The organism is Paenibacillus sp. Y5S-9, from assembly GCF_036894235.1.
In the GTDB taxonomy this organism is placed as follows: Bacteria; Bacillota; Bacilli; order Paenibacillales; family Paenibacillaceae; genus Paenibacillus.
Genome location: NZ_CP145887.1, coordinates 5,556,136 through 5,572,819 on the forward strand (window position 1 = coordinate 5,556,136; position 16,684 = coordinate 5,572,819).

The window sequence follows — 16,684 nt, forward strand, 5'->3', positions numbered from 1 at the left end:
ACTCCTTTATTTTTTGGGATAAGGTTCTCGTTGGTGCTGCACTTCAGATGAGAATTACAAATGTTCCAGTAACTGACCGATGCGACGAGTGAATGTATGCTGGTTCATCGTGGTGAGAAGTCCACGCCACGCCATCGCCTGTCGTTCCTCTTCATGCTTCAGATAATAGTGGATTTTGCGCTGAAGTTCTGCTGCGTTGGTGAACGTCTCGATGTCATATCCCGGCTTATAATAACGGGGTAAATCTGCACGTGCATCCGTAATCTGCATTGTGCCGCATGCGCTGATCTCATACGTGCGTGGATTAATCGAGTGACCTTCAAGATGATGTGTATTGCGATTGTCTTCCCCATTCTCGCAAGTCCGGTGAATGTTAATGACAATCTTGGCGCCATTGTAATAATTTACTGTCTCTCCAGGAGCAATCCATCCTTCGTGGATGAAACGGCCTAGTACATCAAAGCGTGCCAACCGATTCCACTGGCTACCCGCAATGAATACCTTTTTGTCCGCAAGAAAAGGGGCCAGCTCATCAAACAAGGCAATCCGGTTCCAGAATCCGGTACCGATAAAACAAATGTCGTGCTGATGCTGCGGTGCCGCGCGCCGCGGTTGAAACATGCCTGGATTCACCGCGAGTGGCATATAGATAACCTGGTTCGCTCCATGTCCCAGATAGAAGGGCACCGCGGCCTCTTCATGCGTGAACACGATATCATAGTGCTGGCAAAGGGACGTTGTATCTTCTGTGAAATACGGATCATCCACAAACCACACGGCAGTTCGGATACCGAGTGCACGTATGCCATTCACCTGCTCTACATGATCTGCGGGAAATACATGCAGACCATTCATGACGAGCACAACATCGGGCCGATGCTGACTGGCTTCCTGCAACATCGCTGCTGGCGATCCAACAACGCATTCACGTACAGATTGCTGCAGAGCCAAGGTGACACCTTCATCGATGGCATCGAATCCTTGCGGGATATATAACACTTTCATGTCCCGCAGGGTCGGTTCAAACATCTGCACCCGCTCCATCATGGCTTGACAGCCGCCAAATCTGCGGCCTTCTGCATATCCGCCGCGGTAAGCCGTTTCCGCTTCGGTCAGCGGACGGTGCCTTCGTTTTGCCACATTCTTCACCCTGTCTTCCTTCAGGAGATCTCACTTCCAGACTCTCCACGAGATTGGTCTTCCCTCTAAAGGATATGCCTCGGGGTCAGATGCATCATGGACGGGTGTCCTGCAAGGCGCAAAATTGGCGCTTGCCCTCCACATCCGCCTGTACGGGCATGTCCGCTTTTGCGGCGATGCAAATAGCCCGGAGGGATCTGTCCCCCGGGCTAACTGTATACAGGTATCATTCCATGCAGGAATAATCCTATCTACTCGGTTACTGTGCTTTGTACGCCAGCTGATGTCCGTCCTCGAATCCCTTGGCGAAACCCGCGTTGAATCCCTCGTTGTATGCCTCGTTGTATCCCTGGCTGTACGCACCGTCCGGGTTCGGATCGGTAGGGGTAGCCGGGGCGACTGGTTGTACGGGCTTTGGACTCCGGTGCCGCCGTACCGCACGTTTCTTTTTTTTGAGCCACGCACTGCGTCCTTTAAGTGGGCGTTTGTGAAGAACACGTTTGGCTCTGAGCGCACGCAGCTTGCGAATTTTGCGCAGACGGGCTCCACGGATTAACAAAGCTCTTTTGGTTCTCAGTCGTATTTTCTTCTTCTTTAACATGTCAACATTCCTCCTGTATGTCCCGAACGATACGAATTGCACACCCGGGGTCTTTGAGCCACGGCAACCCAGGCTCCCCATGCTGGATTCGGGCCAGCCTGATTCCCGTAACCATACGAGACATTTCTTCCTGATAGCGACTCAGCAAACGAATGTTCTCGGCCAGACTGCGGGCGGATACTTCCGAATGAGCGGTTACACTGGCTACACTGTCCAGAATGCGTGCCAGCGCCTGCTGACTGTGTGCAATGGATTCAATGAGCGCCAGTTTAGCTTCCTGCTCACGCCGCATCAGACTCATTTTCCCATGTCTCCCAGATCCATGCCGCCAAACATGCCACCGTCCATACCGCCGCCATCTTCGCTATCGTTCTGCACCATCACCGCTTTGAGATTGTTGCACAGTCCGGTCTCCATCCTGGTTAATCCTTCCAGTAATTCCACCAACTGATCATGCATTTTGAGCGGCTCGCCTACCTGATCCCCATGCGTCAGAAAGGTATCTCCATTCAAATGATTCAACGTCCAGTTCCGTACCTTCTCGGCCTCAATCGCTTTTGCCTCCAGGATCAGGGCAATATTCCACTGCATTTTCGCTGCTGCGTCCAGCATAAGAATGAGGCTCTGTTCTCTACTCATTTTCCTTCACCCGCCTTCCGGGCTTATTCTTCCTCTTGAACCGCGATCTCCCGCATGACTTGGGTCAGCGTCTCGGCTACAGCCTCTTCCAGATCTGCGAGGCCCCCCAAGTAAGAGATAATGCTTTTGTTGATTTGCCCAGAGCTATCCAGCAGACCGTCAACGCCATCCAACTCCGGTTCGATATCTGGCAAATGATTGATGATTTCAGACATGCGTACAGCGACTTGGCGTTTGGCATCCAGCACACGTGCGATCTGCTGGTGAGAGTGTGCAATATGTGTGATGATTTCATCGATTTTGCTCTGCATGGTCCTCCTCCTTACCGTCACGGCCTGCTTCACCCATAGAAAAACCCGGCCTATCAGCATTTGCCTGTTACAGCATATGCCGGGCCGGGATCGTCAGTTACTACAGCTTGCGCCTATATCGTCAGATGACATAACTCCAGTCGGAAGAATATCGACTGAGGAATTGGCGAGTACGTTCCTGCTTGGGACACACAAATACCTCTTCCGGGGTTCCTTCCTCCACAACGGAACCTCCATCCATGAAAACAACCCGATTTGCCACCTCACGGGCAAACCCCATTTCATGGGTGACTACAATCATGGTAATCCCCTCTTGAGCAATGGAGCGGATGACAGACAATACCTCACCTACAAGCTCAGGGTCCAGCGCCGAGGTCGGTTCATCAAACAAAATCACTTCGGGATTCAGTGCCAGTGCTCTGGCGATGCCCACCCGTTGCTGTTGTCCACCTGACAACATACTTGGATACTCATTGATTTTGGCAGACAGTCCGACTTGTTCAAGCACACGCAAGGCACGCGTGCGGGCATCGGCTTTGGACATTTTCTGGGCAATAATTAATCCCTCGGTGACGTTATCCAGCACGGTCTTGTGTTTGAACAGATTATAATGCTGGAACACCATCGCTGTTTTGCGTCTCAACTGCACAATGTCATGTTTGCGTGCATGCTTGCAATCGACGGTCAATCCACTGATCTGAACCTCGCCCTCATCGGCACGTTCCAGAAAATTGACGCAGCGCAGCAGCGTTGTTTTACCTGATCCGCTCGGTCCAAGGATCGCTACGACATCGCCCTGTTCCACGGTCAGATCAATTCCCTTCAATACTTCCTGCTTGCCAAAAGTTTTGTGTATGTTCGTTAGTGTAATCATGACACGCCTCCTTTGCTGTACACGGCAACCCGACGCTCAAGCAGAGCAGTGATCCGCTCGGCAATGATGGTCAGCCCCCAATAGATGAACGCGGCGGCGATAAAGGCCTCCAGAAATTTCAGACTGACGGATGCCACCACGTCCGCTTTACCGAGGATATCCATCTGCGATACGGTAAAAGCAAGTGTTGATCCATGCAGGAACCCGACAAACATGCTGCACAGGTTAGGCAATACCGCCCCGATCGCTTGAGGGATGATGATGCGCCTTAAGGCCTGGAATGTGCTCATACCAACAGCGTGAGCAGCTTCCATCTGGCCGATATCCACAGCAAGAATGCCTGAACGGATAATCTCGGACATATAGGCGCCCGCAGTGAGCGAGAAGGCAATCAGTACAAATACGAGAATGGGAATCGACGAGGATTGGAAAGCCCAACCGTAACGTTCCGACAGCTTATCGATAATCATCGGAATGCCGTAATAGATGAGGAATAGATGCATCAGCATCGGTGTTCCACGCAGGAACGAAACGTAGAAGTCAGCAATGCGGTGAATCCACCGCACGCGATAAATACGGATCAGAGCCGTAGCCAGACCGATTCCGAAGCCTGCAATCAACGGAACAATCGTAATGACGAGTGTCAGTGGCAATGCCTTCAGGATTTGAAAAAAAGAGGTATAGATAAACTGGAGATCAATCGACATATGCTCACCCCGCTATTCGTTTCAGTGAGAGTTCAAAAAGTCTGGTTTTCAGTACCGAGAAGATGCCGCCAGGCATGATTCGTAATCAAAAGCGGACTTTTTGAACAACCTCTTTCAGGCGTTTGGCTCGAATTGCCGGTTTGTGTACGACTCTTTTACGTTCATGACGCTGGAGTCTGCGTTCTGCAAAGGCAAATCCTTTTTCAAGCACAATAACAATGACATAATAGACCACAGACAGACTGATATACACTTCAAGTGCATGGGACGTAGCCGAAATTAACGTTTGCCCTCTGCCCACCATATCCATGACACCAATGGAGAAGGCCAAAGACGTATCCTTTAATGAACCGATTAACGTGTTAGCCATGTTCGGAAAAGCAACAATCAGTGCCTGCGGAACAACAATCCGCCGAAAAGACTGGAATGTGGTCATACCCGCAGCATAGGCTGCTTCCGTCTGACCTTTATCCACACTGCGCACCGCTCCGCGAAAGATCTCGGCAAAGGATGCCGCGTCACTAAGCGCATAGGTCACAATGACAAATAACAACGGGTCGGTTCTCGACAGGTCGATGCCAATGGGTTTGAGCAACTCGGGAAGTCCGTAATACACCAGGAACAATTTGATCAGGATCGGTGTGCCCCGCATGAATGAGACGTACAGGGTAGCCAACTGGCTTAGTACCGGAATCCGATACAGCCGGGGAACGGCCAGAAGCACGCCGCCCACCAGTCCGAGCACGATGGAACCACCCAGCACAATCAGTGTTATATGCAAATATCGTAGCAGTTCCGGGATGAAATCCAGAACCAATGACAGATCAAATGATTTTCCCATTACCGCTGCACACCTTTCTCAGACTACTCTTCAACCGTATAGTCAGCTCCAAGCCACTCTGTGCTCAGTTTGCCTAATGTTCCATCTTCTTTGATCGCTTTGAGCGCTTCGTCCACTTTGGTTTTGAGCTCCTGCTCATCTTTGTTCAGAATGAAGTACACTTTGGAGTTGGAGAGGGCATCTCCTACCGTTTTCAACTGAGCATCAACCGCCTTATTCTGATAATCAATGGCAAACTGAGTGCTGATGGTGGCATCCACCCGGCCTGTTTTGATCTGGGTAATGGTATCCTCACCCGCTCCGGAATAAACGATATCAATCCCATTGCCGTTCGCTGCATTCCATTTCTCAGCAAGTACAGCCGCATTACTTGTAGCACCAACAATCAGTTTTTTCCCTTTGAGATCCTCAATCGATTTTACTTCCTCATTTTTCTGACTTACGACGATTTTATTTGGAAAAATATTATAGGCTTCATCATTAAACAGGAACTTGGCCTGTCTCTCATCATTCACTTCCATCTGGTGAGCGATCAGGTCAATTTTTTTCGTTTCCAGACTCAGCAGCAGGTTTTTGAAATCCATCGTGCTGAATTCGAATTCATACTCAGGCAAACGTTTGTCGATCTCCCGGATCAGTTCCACATCATAACCTGTTAACTTGCCATTCTCATCAATGAAGCAGACATTCGGGAACTGTGTACCTGTTCCTACAATGATCTTTTTCACTTTGGTGTCGCCTGCTGCCGAAGCAGATTCTGAATCATTGCTTGCAGTTCCTGTGCTGCATCCAGCCAGTACCGCCAGCATTGTAATGAACAGCAGTGCTGTCCGGAATTTTTGAATCCCCCGTTTTTTAACCATTCCCAATCTCCTCCACAGGCTGTTATCACAGCGAATATGATGTGTACTCCCATTCCTCTACCCTATTAACAAACCATTCTTACTTGTATAGTCGGAATTAGGTTGAACAAAGAATATCATTACAAGTCATCTTAGGGCAATAACTAAACTAATAGGACATCCTGATATGGTTATAGGACTTCTCTATAGTACAAGAAAAAACCATCCCCAATATCGATTGGCGGATGGCTTCTTCTTGTATGACTCTCACTAATTATACCATTTTGGCGGTGCATCACTTGGTGTATACACTACTCATCTATCTGCGACTCGCCCATTTAATTTTACGTGCAACTTCCACTCGCTGTAATTGTAAGATACCGATCCGTTCCTCGAACTTCTTGCGTTCGTCCATGGAATGAGCGGCATGAATCTGGTGGCACAGACCTGTCAGTTTGCTGTTGATGTAATCAAACCGTGTCCATAATTCCTCTTCAGGTGTGCGCTGCTGCTCCGTCGCCGTCTGAAATATTTTGAGTTGGCGGATAAGGGATTGTTGCCATTCCTGATCCTGAATTTGGATGGCAAAATGCAAAAGATCCAGATAGTCATCGATTTGCAACGAAACGCCGCAATCAAATTTAGTGTTCATCGTCGTCTCTCCTTATTTCAGTACTTGGCTGGAATCCATTACTTCTATCTTACAGGAACAAGCCCACTGAAAGCGAGTACTGAACGATTAAATTTTGGGAAAATTTTTATTTTTTTATGTTAAAACAGCTTTACATTTCCATTAAGACCAATTTGGCAGGATATTGATATTGGTACATATGAAATCAGACATTTTTTCCATCTCGCTGCTGTCTGGTCATCAGTAACATGAGAAACGAGATGATGATAATGGAAATAGTCCATGCCCAAGCCATGGTCTGATTGCCCGAATCCACAGCGACATAAATTGCCGTAGGTACCGTTTGTGTTTTGCCCGGAATATTGCCTGCAATCATCAGTGTCGCACCGAATTCGCCGAGTGCCCGGGCAAAGCCCAGGATGAAGGCGGTCATCAATGCTCTGCCTGCGAGCGGCAAGGAAATGTAACGAAAAACCTGCCACTCATTTGCCCCAATCGAACGACCCGCATCCTCCAGATCACGATCCACACCACTGAATCCCGATTTCATCGTCTGATACACGAGTGGAAAAGCAACCACCACCGCAGCAATCACCGCAGCCCACCAGGTGAAAATAACCGGTGCGGAGAATATGGCTTCAATCCATTGTCCAAACAGACTTTTACGCCCCAGTATGACAAGTAACAGAAATCCAACCACCGTCGGAGGAAGGACTAACGGCAGCATAAATGCCGTTTCCAGCAGAATTTTTCCCCGAAATGAAGAACGTGACATCTTCCAGGCTATCGCGATTCCGAGCACAGTGGCCACCACGCTGGATAACAGCGCAACCTGAAGTGATAAGCGCACCGGTGACCAGAATACGGACCAGTCTATGGCGTTCACATTCATTCCGGAATTGTGAATCCGTATTTCTCGAAGATATCCAGTACTTCAGGGGTTTGTAAATACGCATAGAATTGTTCGGCCTCAGTACGGTGTTTGGTTCCTTCAATAATGCCTATTGGATAATTGGCTGGTGTGTAGCTGTTTTTGTCCACTTCAAACGCAATTTTCACCTGATCCGAAGTAAGAGCATCCGTTTTATATACAAATCCTGCATCTGCATTACCTGTCTCTACATATTGAAGAACCTGTCTAACGTCTTTCCCCTGCACAAGCTTGCTTTCCAGTTCATCCCACAGCTTGGCATTGGTCAGAGCTTCCTTGGCATAGGTTCCCGCCGGAACACTTTCCGGAATCCCAATGGCTACCGTCTTGATGGAGTCGCTGGTGAGATCCGTTTCACTGGTTACTGTGTGGGTCCCATCTGCTGGTACTATGGCCACCAGTGAATTCTGTAGCAGATTCTTCTGATCGCCCGATGCAACCAGGTTTTCATCTACTAGCGCATTCATATTTTTTGTTGCCGCCGATACAAAGACATCAGCCGGGGCACCCTGTTCAATCTGCTGTTGCAATGCACCCGAGGCGCCAAAGTTAAAATTAAGTTCTATATAAGGATTAGCTAACTCATAATTGGTTTCAATCTCTTTCATCGCATCGGTCAGACTGGCCGCCGCAGAGATCGTCAGATCTACCGTTTCCTGCGGATCGGTATTTCCTGCTGATGAACTTTCACCTGATGCCGCTGGCGTTGAGGTCGTTTGTTCTGCACCCATGGATGTATCCGTAGTGCCCGTGCTTGCACCACAACCAGCCAATACAAGAGCCAGTCCCAGTGACATACTTCCCAACACATATCCGATTCTCTTTCTCATTCATTTCTCCCCCAACGTTATCTTTAAATATAACTAGTTATAATTGATTATATCTAATTATACACAAGACAAACAAAATGGGAAGGTGATTAAGATCTCATTTGATTTTTGTTACCTGTCCTATGCGTTTCTTGCGTGTCCTCAGGTTTATGGCATCCCTCAATTAATGATATAGTACAAGAAACATTCATAACAAAACCATAATTGCTCTATACCTTTGAAGGAGGATCTTCACTTATGACGGAGGAGCAATCCTACACAACCGAAGAAATATCCAAGCTGCTCAAAATATCGAAACTGACAGTTTATGACCTGATCAAAAAAGGAGACCTCGTCGCATACCGTGTAGGTAAACAAATGCGAATTGATGCAACCGATCTGGAGGCATATAAACGTCGCTCCAAGCAACTTCAGTCCTCAGGTCAGCGTATCCCGGCTCCTCATCAGACCTCAGCATCAGGAACTCATCCAGGTCAGGCTGATTCTCAGGGAACTTCCTTACAATTGACTACACCTGTAGGGTCTGCGCATGCGATTACTCCAGCGAGTTCTGCTCATGCAATGACTGCTGTACCACGGCATCTGGTCATAACAGGTCAGGATGTCAGTCTGGATATCCTAATGCGCCATATGGAAAAACAAACTCGGGACATTCGTCCGCTACGCTCGTTCATGGGTAGTCTGGATGGGCTTATCTCGATGTATCACGGTGAGTCCGATCTGGTCAGCACCCATCTGCTCGATGGAGATACCGGTGAGTATAATCTGCCGTATATTCGCAAAATTCTGACTGGAAGGTCCTATGTTGTGGTGAACCTGCTATCACGTCCTGCCGGACTGTATGTACAGCGTGGCAATCCGCAGAACTTGCAGAATTGGACCGATCTGAGCAAGCCTGAACTGAGACTAGCTAATCGGGAGATAGGTTCTGGTGCGAGAGTATTGCTGGATGAGCAACTTCGGCTGCATGGAATTCCTACCGCAGGTCTGATCGGATATGAAATGGAAGAAACCAGTCACATGGGTGTGGCTGCCAAAGTCAGTTCTGGCGAAGCCGATGTCGGAGTTGGCATTGAGAAAGCTGCACGACTTGTAGGCCAGGTTGATTTTGTCCCGCTCACTCAGGAGCGCTATGATCTGGTCATGCTCAGGAAGCAAGGTAATGAAGCCTGGACAGAATCTGTACTGCGAATTCTCCAATCGCCGGAGTTCAGGCAGGAACTGCAATCATTCGAGGGATATGATGTATCCCTGACAGGTGATATTTTGTACGAAGCATAGCTATGTACAATACAGTCCATGACAGAAAAAGGACCGCCAATGCTAAACGCATGTTACACATCACATCACATCATGCATATACAAAACGCCTTGCAATGGCTGCAAGGCGTTTTTGGTGTTTCTTACTATATATAACGCATTATATGGATGGATGGATGAATGAATTTCTTAATGTGGCAAATCAATCTCCAGGATGAATACACCAAACGCGGGCATGTTGATCTCATTCTGAAGTGTTGTACCTGACAGTAACTCTTTTGCTTGCTTTTTAAGCTTGATAGCCATTTGTTGATCCGAGTAGTTGAGTAAAAAGACATAAGCTTTATCCTTACCGGAACGGATACCAAGCTCAACTTGGGACGGTACCTCTACCAGGTCATCCACAGGCGAGACTAGACCGATTTCATCAAGAAGAGCATCTACGACCGACTCATTGTAAGCCGCACCATAATACCATACCTGCCCCTGACCTACCGCACGTTTGGTCAATGCAGGACTACCTGCATAATATTCGGATGTATACTCAGCCATGACCTGCACGTCAGGATGCTCCACATGAAGAACTTCGTTAAATCCGGCCGTTGACGTTCCCTCCTGAAGTCGCTCACTCGCCCCACTCCATTGCAGTTTGGCTGCTGGAATGGTTCCTTTGATTAAGGTAAAGTCTTCTACGGTTACACCACACAACTCAGCGACAGCCCCAGGGAACGGTCTCATATAACAATGTCCCTTGAGATCCTTATAGCCGGTGCGGGCACCGAAAAACAGGATTCCCCCTTGACTGACATAGGCTTGGAGAAGTTCTGCTGTCTCGTCTGTCATGATGGCCGGGTGAGCATAGATGATCACCTTATATTCGGATAACTCTTCCAGTGTTGTCGTTGGTTGCAGTGTAACCATGTCCGTCGGAATATGACGATACTGGAGCTGCTTATACCAGGAGCGTACACTCTGTTGCTGAAGCGGACCGTGCCACTCGTCCAACTCCCCGTCCCAAATGTTATCGTAATCCTGTAGGATTGCAACATCGGCATGATATGTAGTGCCCGCAATAACGCGCCCGATCTTGGCAAACTCTTCCCCTACTTGTGCCACCTCGCGTACCCTTCTGTTGGGTTGATTATGGTAATCATTGATGCCATGCCAGTACATCTCGGTGCCAAATGTTGCCGTCCGCCAACGGAAGTAGACGAGCAGATCTGTTCCGTGAAGAACAGATTGATACGACCATAATCGGATCTGTCCCGGTCTTGGCGTACCCATGCCTATACTGTCAACCCAGCCTCCTGGCCCAGACTGTTGTTCCATGACGCAGAAGTTCGGTGACATGTTGCGTACGTTCGACAGTTTCATGCTCCAGGCCCGATCTTGCAATGAGTTATCGTCTGTCCCTGGGAAGATCGTGGCAAACTGCGGATACGAATCATAGGAGAAGAAATCCAACAGGTCTTCTGTCATTTCATGATTATTCAAATGTCCAAACGTACCATTTGTTGTGATCCAATGTTTCGGATCCAGTTCCCGAATGATGTCCACCTGAAGCTTGGCAAATGAAATCGTATTGGCTGATATGAATCTCTTTTCATCCAATGCCAGATGAGGATTTGGCGATTGATTAACCATGTTTCGGGTAAGGTGAACTTGCTCCCAGTCGGTATAGGTCTGACTCCAAAAAACAGTTCCCCAAGCCTGATTCAGGTTCTCCAACGATTCATAACGATCTTTTAACCATTCACGGAAGGCGACATGATCTGCCTCAGCATAGAAAACATCCATATGACAATTGAATTCGTTATCGATCTGCCATCCGATGAGAGCCGGATGATCTTTATAGGCAATCACCATATTGCGCACGATTTTCTCACATTGCTGTCTGTAGATTGGGCTGCTGTAGTTGGTATGGCGTCGCATACCGTGTTGATACAATACCCCGTCCTTATTTGCGTTTAATACTTCAGGATATTTGGATGTTAACCATGCTGGTGGAGTTGCAGTAGGTGTTCCCAAAATAACACTTAAACCATATTGATGCGCCAGATCCAGTGCCTTCTGGAAAAAACTAAAATCGAACTGACCTTCTTCCGGTTCAAAGATGGACCATGCAAATTCAGCCATCCGAATAACCGTGATATTCATCTCTTTCATTCTACGGAAATCGTCCTCCCACAACGCTTCCGACCAGTGCTCAGGGTAATAACAGACCCCCATTTTTAATTCATCCAATTGGATTGATTTTGCCACCTTTAATTGCCCCCTTAACCTGCCATATTGCCTCCATTCTATTGGAACCTTCACATATAATAAATGACAAGATTATGCGACTTATAATAAAATATTGTCATTGCTGATTATTCAAATAACAGTGGGCTGAATCTATTTCAGTTCACTACATAAAAATATTGCGTTTAAATGGAGGATGCACGTGAAAGAACACATCTTTCTCCCCAAGCCGGTTTTCCCCAGACATGTATGTTTTCCCGATTTTATTGGAGGGTACAGTGACTTTCCCAAGCATCATGTGAATCGGGAATATCGAACCAAAGATATCAACTTAGATCATTGCTACAATCTGCACCTTGTACTTGAAGGTAAAGGGTTCCTGGACACTGGAACCGCTTGTTATGAGCTAACACGTGGGCAGGGATTCGTCTATGGCCCCGGTCTCAGACAAACCTACTACTCAGATTTGGATGATCCTTGGAGTATTCGTTGGATTCACTTCTACGGTATTCGTCTCGAAGAGCTGTTAAATGGAAAAGGCGTTGACGAGCCATGGCTGTTTCAATGCTCCAACTTCCCGGTGGTTACCGCGCTCATGGATCGATTACTGGAGCTCGGAAGAGGCTATCAGGTGGAGGACGAGCACAGCATGGCAGCTACTTTATATGAACTTCTGACCCAATTGCAATCCGCAGCGAGCCAAATTAATGTTTCGTTAAATCACACATCAGAGCGAATTCGTGAAGCAGGGAATTATATTCGTTCTCATAGTAACGAGCACATTACACTTGACCACGCTGCCGGGATTGCCGGATACAGTACAACATACTTTAGCCGCAAGTTCAGTCAGACGTTTGGTATCTCCTTCCCGGAATTCCTGATGGAATCCAGGTTATTACATGCGAAACAGCTGCTTGCCACAACCAACCTTTCCATTAAACAAATTACGCTGGAAACGGGATTTTCACAGTCAAGCTACTTCATCCGCTGTTTTAAAACCCAGGAAAACGTAACGCCTATGCAATTTCGAATAATGCACAATCATTCGTTATAGGCAAATGTTTCTTGAACAAGCTGACGCCAAAGAAGACTCTGCATACAACATGCAGAGTCTTCTTTGGTCATTTTTCATATAAGTTCATTTGTATCTTCGTCCTCGTCAGCCTTATATTCCAATATATCTCCAGGCTGACAATCCAGTGCTTTACAGATCGCATCCAAAGTAGATAAACGGATCGCTTTTGCTTTTCCTGTTTTTAATATGGAAATGTTGGCGATCGTGATCTCAACTCTCTCTGCAAGCTCGGTAACCGTCATTTTCCGCTTTGCCAACATTACATCAATATTGATTATAATGGCCATATATTCACCTCAGACCACTAGGTCATTTTCTGATTTGATATCAATCGCTTCCTGTAACAATCTTTGGAGTACAGCAGAAAACACTGCGATGACCAATGAAGCAAAAACAGGAACCATCCCCATAAGAATGAGGCCTGGGGCATCATCTTTCTCTGCTACAACATACACAAATGGCAACATCACAAAATAGAGACTACTGATTACAATAGCACAATATTTTATTGTTTTTAAGGATTTCACTGACATTAGAGAGAACGCTTCATTTTTGTCGATGTAGCTCAGCAGACGGAATGCCTGGTACAGTGCAACGATAAACGGAATAACGGACACATACATAATAATCACTATGGGGTATAGTGCACCTGCATAATTCGGATTCACCGGATTATTCGCTAACCAGGGTATGCCGAATATACATAAGGCAAGAATGGGAACACCAATAAGCAACACAGCCAATTTTAAAAAGATGGTTGTACCTCGCTTCACAAAAAGCACCTCACTTGTTTTAAGTGATATGAATTTATCATAATATTTATCGTTTTACAATAAATATTTATTGTAAAACATGTTTTATTTATTCTTTTGCCCACTAAGGAAGGAAGACCAAAAGATCCCCCCTCTTTGCTTCAGTGATTCTTGGACACAAAAAAAGCCCGAAGCTAGCCACTGTTTCGCTAGCTTCGAACTCGGTTGCATCTACGCCATATTTGTCTGAATTAACATTAATTTTCACGAATGAAATATACTCTTAACCGATCTCGCTCACGTACGCCAGAACAGTCCAGCCTCATCCCGTTCCACCTGCTCGAGCACATTCTCAAAATCGGAACAAGGTGTAATAACATCTACCGGATTCCAGCTGCTCTGTTCATCTCTGGCAAACACATTCCACTGATTTTCTTCCCAGTAAAATCGGGCAATATGCATCTTATCCCATTGATACCGCTCCTCGGCGGGTCTTTCTTCGGTCAGGATCAATTCATTGTCATTCATCTCATATGTCAACTTCACCATCGTACGCAGTGGCGCAGGTACCTTCTCGTGAATATATCCGTTCATTACAGACTGAATTCTTCGTAACGTAAACAAGTCCAACATGAAGATGCACACCCTTTCAGCAAAAAAACGCCCTGTTCTACGCACCGCATTTGTTCCAAACACACAACAACCTGCCTTCATGCAAAGGTGGTCAGCCACATCCCTTAATCATTTTACCAGCTGGATTTCGTTACACCAGGAATCTGTCCTTGATGAGCCAGTTCTCTGAACTTAATTCGAGATACCTTGAACTTGCGTAGATAACCCCGCGGGCGACCTGTCACTTCACAACGATTCTTTAGTCTGGTCGGAGATGCATTCCGTGGCAATTTCTGCAATGCCTCGTAATCTCCTTTTTCCTTCAATTCCCGGCGCAGGTCCGCATATTTTGCCACGATCGCTTGACGTTGCTTCTCACGTACCACTTTTGATTTTTTAGCCATGAATTATAGCTCCTTTATCCATCGAATTTATGATTATGACAGAACAGCCTTCCGATCGCTGTTATCCCCAGATTTTCTTGATTCCTTTTACAAAGGGTAAATCCGGGGATAGCGTATGCTTCCGATGTAGCTTTCTTGCAGAAAGCTTGTAGGCGAAGTGTATGCTTTCGAAGTAGCTTTTCTGCAGAAAGCTTGTAGCTCCGCTTCTTCAGGTCCTTTCTGTCCTCTCCGTTTTGTGTAAATGTTTATTTCAATTTATACAGATGTGCTTATACAGCGCTACTCCCAATGCAGAACATCATCTTCCGAGTTATAAGACTTCCACAGGCCATGGCAGTGGATTGTCGAAATGGCCCCAGTCGCCCAGCATTTCTTCATCACTGAGCAGGCACTGGTCCAGCTCGTCTTCAATGCTCTCACGCTCCATTTCAATCCCAATCATGACAAGTTCCGTCTGACGATCTCCCCATTGGGCATCCCATTTCTCCAGAACATCTGGCTCGTTACGTAAAATCTCTTCTTTGTCCGCTTCCGGCAACGTCGCGATCCAATGTCCCGCAGGACCAAATTGAATGGATGGTCCCGCCTGACTCAGGCTTGCCGCAACATCCCCTTCGGCCGCGAGCCATACCAAACCTTTGGCACGTACCACTTCTTCCGGCCAGTAACTCATGAATTCAGCCAGACGGGAAGGATGGAACGGCTTTCTGCGGCGATATACAAAGGAAGCAATGCCATATTCCTCGGTTTCCGGTGTATGCGACTCCTTCTCCAGCTCCTGAATCCATCCAGCGGACATGCTCACCTTCTCAAAATCAAAGCGGCCTGTATTCAAAATCTCGGACGGATTCACCTGTCCGTTCTCGGTCCGAATGATCTTGGCGTTAGGCTGTAACTTGCGGATGACCCCTTCGAGCTTGTTCAGCTCGGTGTCATCGACCAGATCACATTTGTTCAGCAGCAGCACATCACAGGTTTCGATCTGATCGATCAACAAGTCTACGACGTCACGAGTGTCCTCATCTCCAGTCGCTTGGTTACGATCCAAAAGACTCTGCCCTGATCCAAAATCATGCCAGAATCGATTGGCATCCACCACCGTTACCAGACAATCCAATCGGGCCAGACGAGTCAGGTCAATACCCGACTCCTCATCGGCATATGTAAAGGTCTGTGCAACTGGAACAGGTTCACTAATGCCGGTGGATTCGATCAAAATATAATCAAACTTGCCTTCGTTCACCAGCTTCTCAATCTCCTGCATCAGATCATCCCGCAAGGTGCAGCAGATGCAGCCATTCGATAACTCCACCAGCTTCTCTTCGGTTCGAGACAAGGTTGTCTCCCCCTTGACCAACGCAGCGTCAATGTTCACCTCACTCATGTCGTTGACGATCACGGCAACCTTAAGCCCTTGTCTGTTGTTGAGCACGTGATTCAAAACCGTCGTTTTCCCTGAACCGAGGTAACCACTCAGTACAGTTACCGGAACTTGCTTTTGTGTCATAGAAATCTACTCCTTATATGTGCAGTCTGTGTAATCCGGACTTTAATAGTAATTATTACGATTAACAACAATGACTATAATCCTGTTAGACGGTCGTTGTCAAACTATTTTTGATTCAACCTGCAAAAAAACAAAAAAAGGCTGATGACCGCCCCTTACACTTTCGCATCCTGAGGATACGTTTTGGCAAGAAGTGAGTCATAAACCTCCTCTGTAAATGTTCGCACTACATGCGGGATAGGCTAGACAGCGGAACTATCAATATAAATTAGAAGTACGCCTGTACCGGGACATATTCAACGAAACTATATAGATTGAACTGAACATTTACACGAAACGGAGAGGACAGAAAAAACCTAAAGAAGCGGAGCATTCGCCTACAAGCTTTCTGCAAGAAAGCTACATCGGAAGCATACGCTATCCCCGGATTTAACCTTATAAAAAGGAATCAAAAAAATCTGGGGATAACAGCGATCGGAAGGTTGT

General features: G+C 47.0%; 20 protein-coding genes. 2 read left to right on the plus strand and 18 right to left on the minus strand.

The genetic code is table 11. The features are described from left to right. Positions 1-54: 54 nt before the first annotated feature. The 12 genes from V6669_RS24470 to modA all read right to left on the minus strand — a co-directional run bounded on the left by V6669_RS24470 (position 55) and on the right by modA (position 8,347). Positions 55-1,149: a glycosyltransferase gene (locus V6669_RS24470; RefSeq protein WP_076211206.1), complete on the minus strand. Its 1,095-nt coding sequence runs from the start codon at positions 1,147-1,149 to the stop codon at positions 55-57. Between the two features lie 250 nt (positions 1,150-1,399). Then, entirely contained in the window at positions 1,400-1,741 is a 342-nt protein-coding gene (locus tag V6669_RS24475) for a hypothetical protein (protein WP_338588423.1), read from the minus strand. A 1-nt stretch (position 1,742) separates the two neighbouring features. Continuing rightward, a complete protein-coding gene (locus tag V6669_RS24480) occupies positions 1,743-2,042 on the minus strand; it encodes a hypothetical protein (RefSeq protein ID WP_076211204.1) in 300 nt (99 codons plus the stop codon). Next, positions 2,039-2,380, minus strand: a complete 342-nt coding sequence (locus V6669_RS24485) for a hypothetical protein (protein ID WP_017692510.1) — start codon at positions 2,378-2,380, stop codon at positions 2,039-2,041. Before V6669_RS24485 ends, V6669_RS24480 begins: the two co-directional genes overlap by 4 nt. 23 nt (positions 2,381-2,403) lie before the next feature. Beyond that, positions 2,404-2,691, minus strand: coding sequence for a hypothetical protein (locus tag V6669_RS24490; protein WP_017692509.1), 288 nt, complete (start codon positions 2,689-2,691; stop codon positions 2,404-2,406). Between the two features lie 121 nt (positions 2,692-2,812). After that, the gene (locus V6669_RS24495; RefSeq protein ID WP_338588424.1) at positions 2,813-3,565 is read right to left on the minus strand and encodes an amino acid ABC transporter ATP-binding protein; all 753 of its coding nucleotides are present in this window, start codon (positions 3,563-3,565) and stop codon (positions 2,813-2,815) included. Then, the gene (locus V6669_RS24500; RefSeq protein ID WP_074096309.1) at positions 3,562-4,272 is read right to left on the minus strand and encodes an amino acid ABC transporter permease; all 711 of its coding nucleotides are present in this window, start codon (positions 4,270-4,272) and stop codon (positions 3,562-3,564) included. Before V6669_RS24500 ends, V6669_RS24495 begins: the two co-directional genes overlap by 4 nt. A gap of 85 nt (positions 4,273-4,357) precedes the next feature. Next, positions 4,358-5,113 carry an amino acid ABC transporter permease gene (locus V6669_RS24505; RefSeq protein ID WP_036605839.1) on the minus strand — a complete coding sequence of 252 codons (756 nt, stop codon included), beginning with the start codon at positions 5,111-5,113 and terminating at the stop codon, positions 4,358-4,360. Between the two features lie 23 nt (positions 5,114-5,136). Beyond that, positions 5,137-5,976 carry a transporter substrate-binding domain-containing protein gene (locus V6669_RS24510; protein ID WP_083677492.1) on the minus strand — a complete coding sequence of 280 codons (840 nt, stop codon included), beginning with the start codon at positions 5,974-5,976 and terminating at the stop codon, positions 5,137-5,139. 298 nt (positions 5,977-6,274) lie between these two features. Further along, a complete protein-coding gene (locus V6669_RS24515; RefSeq protein ID WP_338588425.1) occupies positions 6,275-6,607 on the minus strand; it encodes a hypothetical protein in 333 nt (110 codons plus the stop codon). Between the two features lie 184 nt (positions 6,608-6,791). Continuing rightward, positions 6,792-7,478, minus strand: a complete 687-nt coding sequence (gene modB / locus V6669_RS24520; RefSeq protein ID WP_338588426.1) for a molybdate ABC transporter permease subunit — start codon at positions 7,476-7,478, stop codon at positions 6,792-6,794. Then, the gene (gene modA, locus V6669_RS24525; protein WP_338588427.1) at positions 7,475-8,347 is read right to left on the minus strand and encodes a molybdate ABC transporter substrate-binding protein; all 873 of its coding nucleotides are present in this window, start codon (positions 8,345-8,347) and stop codon (positions 7,475-7,477) included. The genes modB and modA overlap by 4 nt, the downstream gene beginning before the upstream one ends. A gap of 237 nt (positions 8,348-8,584) precedes the next feature. Here modA and V6669_RS24530 point away from each other — a divergent pair, with 237 nt between their 5' ends. Further along, positions 8,585-9,628, plus strand: coding sequence for a helix-turn-helix transcriptional regulator (locus tag V6669_RS24530; RefSeq protein WP_338588428.1), 1,044 nt, complete (start codon positions 8,585-8,587; stop codon positions 9,626-9,628). A gap of 168 nt (positions 9,629-9,796) precedes the next feature. Here V6669_RS24530 and V6669_RS24535 read toward each other — a convergent pair whose 3' ends face one another. After that, a complete protein-coding gene (locus V6669_RS24535) occupies positions 9,797-11,869 on the minus strand; it encodes a beta-galactosidase (protein ID WP_338588429.1) in 2,073 nt (690 codons plus the stop codon). Between the two features lie 175 nt (positions 11,870-12,044). Here V6669_RS24535 and V6669_RS24540 point away from each other — a divergent pair, with 175 nt between their 5' ends. Beyond that, positions 12,045-12,902 carry an AraC family transcriptional regulator gene (locus V6669_RS24540; RefSeq protein ID WP_338588430.1) on the plus strand — a complete coding sequence of 286 codons (858 nt, stop codon included), beginning with the start codon at positions 12,045-12,047 and terminating at the stop codon, positions 12,900-12,902. 74 nt (positions 12,903-12,976) lie between these two features. Here the strand turns inward: V6669_RS24540 and V6669_RS24545 are convergent, their stop codons facing one another. From V6669_RS24545 to V6669_RS24565, 5 genes are all read right to left on the minus strand, one after another. Beyond that, a complete protein-coding gene (locus tag V6669_RS24545; protein ID WP_036605834.1) occupies positions 12,977-13,210 on the minus strand; it encodes a helix-turn-helix transcriptional regulator in 234 nt (77 codons plus the stop codon). A gap of 9 nt (positions 13,211-13,219) precedes the next feature. Then, entirely contained in the window at positions 13,220-13,696 is a 477-nt protein-coding gene (locus V6669_RS24550; protein WP_036605833.1) for a DUF2975 domain-containing protein, read from the minus strand. A 276-nt stretch (positions 13,697-13,972) separates the two neighbouring features. Next, the gene (locus tag V6669_RS24555) at positions 13,973-14,308 is read right to left on the minus strand and encodes a DUF3024 domain-containing protein (RefSeq protein ID WP_338588431.1); all 336 of its coding nucleotides are present in this window, start codon (positions 14,306-14,308) and stop codon (positions 13,973-13,975) included. 113 nt (positions 14,309-14,421) lie between these two features. After that, positions 14,422-14,691, minus strand: coding sequence for a 30S ribosomal protein S14 (rpsN, locus tag V6669_RS24560; RefSeq protein WP_036605831.1), 270 nt, complete (start codon positions 14,689-14,691; stop codon positions 14,422-14,424). 310 nt (positions 14,692-15,001) lie between these two features. Then, positions 15,002-16,198 (minus strand): GTP-binding protein, encoded by a 1,197-nt coding sequence (locus V6669_RS24565; RefSeq protein WP_338588432.1) that lies wholly within the window; start codon positions 16,196-16,198, stop codon positions 15,002-15,004. Positions 16,199-16,684 lie beyond the last annotated feature (486 nt).

Bases quoted from the DNA above. Each gene is read 5' to 3' on its own strand.
- V6669_RS24475 (WP_338588423.1), bottom strand. From the start codon at position 1,741: ATGTTAAAGAAGAAGAAAATACGACTGAGAACCAAAAGAGCTTTGTTA.
- V6669_RS24480 (WP_076211204.1), bottom strand. From the start codon at position 2,042: ATGAGTCTGATGCGGCGTGAGCAGGAAGCTAAACTGGCGCTCATTGAA.
- V6669_RS24485 (WP_017692510.1), bottom strand. From the start codon at position 2,380: ATGAGTAGAGAACAGAGCCTCATTCTTATGCTGGACGCAGCAGCGAAA.
- V6669_RS24490 (WP_017692509.1), bottom strand. From the start codon at position 2,691: ATGCAGAGCAAAATCGATGAAATCATCACACATATTGCACACTCTCAC.
- V6669_RS24495 (WP_338588424.1), bottom strand. From the start codon at position 3,565: ATGATTACACTAACGAACATACACAAAACTTTTGGCAAGCAGGAAGTA.
- V6669_RS24500 (WP_074096309.1), bottom strand. From the start codon at position 4,272: ATGTCGATTGATCTCCAGTTTATCTATACCTCTTTTTTTCAAATCCTG.
- V6669_RS24505 (WP_036605839.1), bottom strand. From the start codon at position 5,113: ATGGGAAAATCATTTGATCTGTCATTGGTTCTGGATTTCATCCCGGAA.
- V6669_RS24510 (WP_083677492.1), bottom strand. From the start codon at position 5,976: ATGGTTAAAAAACGGGGGATTCAAAAATTCCGGACAGCACTGCTGTTC.
- V6669_RS24515 (WP_338588425.1), bottom strand. From the start codon at position 6,607: ATGAACACTAAATTTGATTGCGGCGTTTCGTTGCAAATCGATGACTAT.
- modB (WP_338588426.1), bottom strand. From the start codon at position 7,478: ATGAATGTGAACGCCATAGACTGGTCCGTATTCTGGTCACCGGTGCGC.
- modA (WP_338588427.1), bottom strand. From the start codon at position 8,347: ATGAGAAAGAGAATCGGATATGTGTTGGGAAGTATGTCACTGGGACTG.
- V6669_RS24530 (WP_338588428.1), top strand. From the start codon at position 8,585: ATGACGGAGGAGCAATCCTACACAACCGAAGAAATATCCAAGCTGCTC.
- V6669_RS24540 (WP_338588430.1), top strand. From the start codon at position 12,045: ATGCACGTGAAAGAACACATCTTTCTCCCCAAGCCGGTTTTCCCCAGA.
- V6669_RS24545 (WP_036605834.1), bottom strand. From the start codon at position 13,210: ATGGCCATTATAATCAATATTGATGTAATGTTGGCAAAGCGGAAAATG.
- V6669_RS24555 (WP_338588431.1), bottom strand. From the start codon at position 14,308: ATGTTGGACTTGTTTACGTTACGAAGAATTCAGTCTGTAATGAACGGA.
- rpsN (WP_036605831.1), bottom strand. From the start codon at position 14,691: ATGGCTAAAAAATCAAAAGTGGTACGTGAGAAGCAACGTCAAGCGATC.
- V6669_RS24565 (WP_338588432.1), bottom strand. From the start codon at position 16,198: ATGACACAAAAGCAAGTTCCGGTAACTGTACTGAGTGGTTACCTCGGT.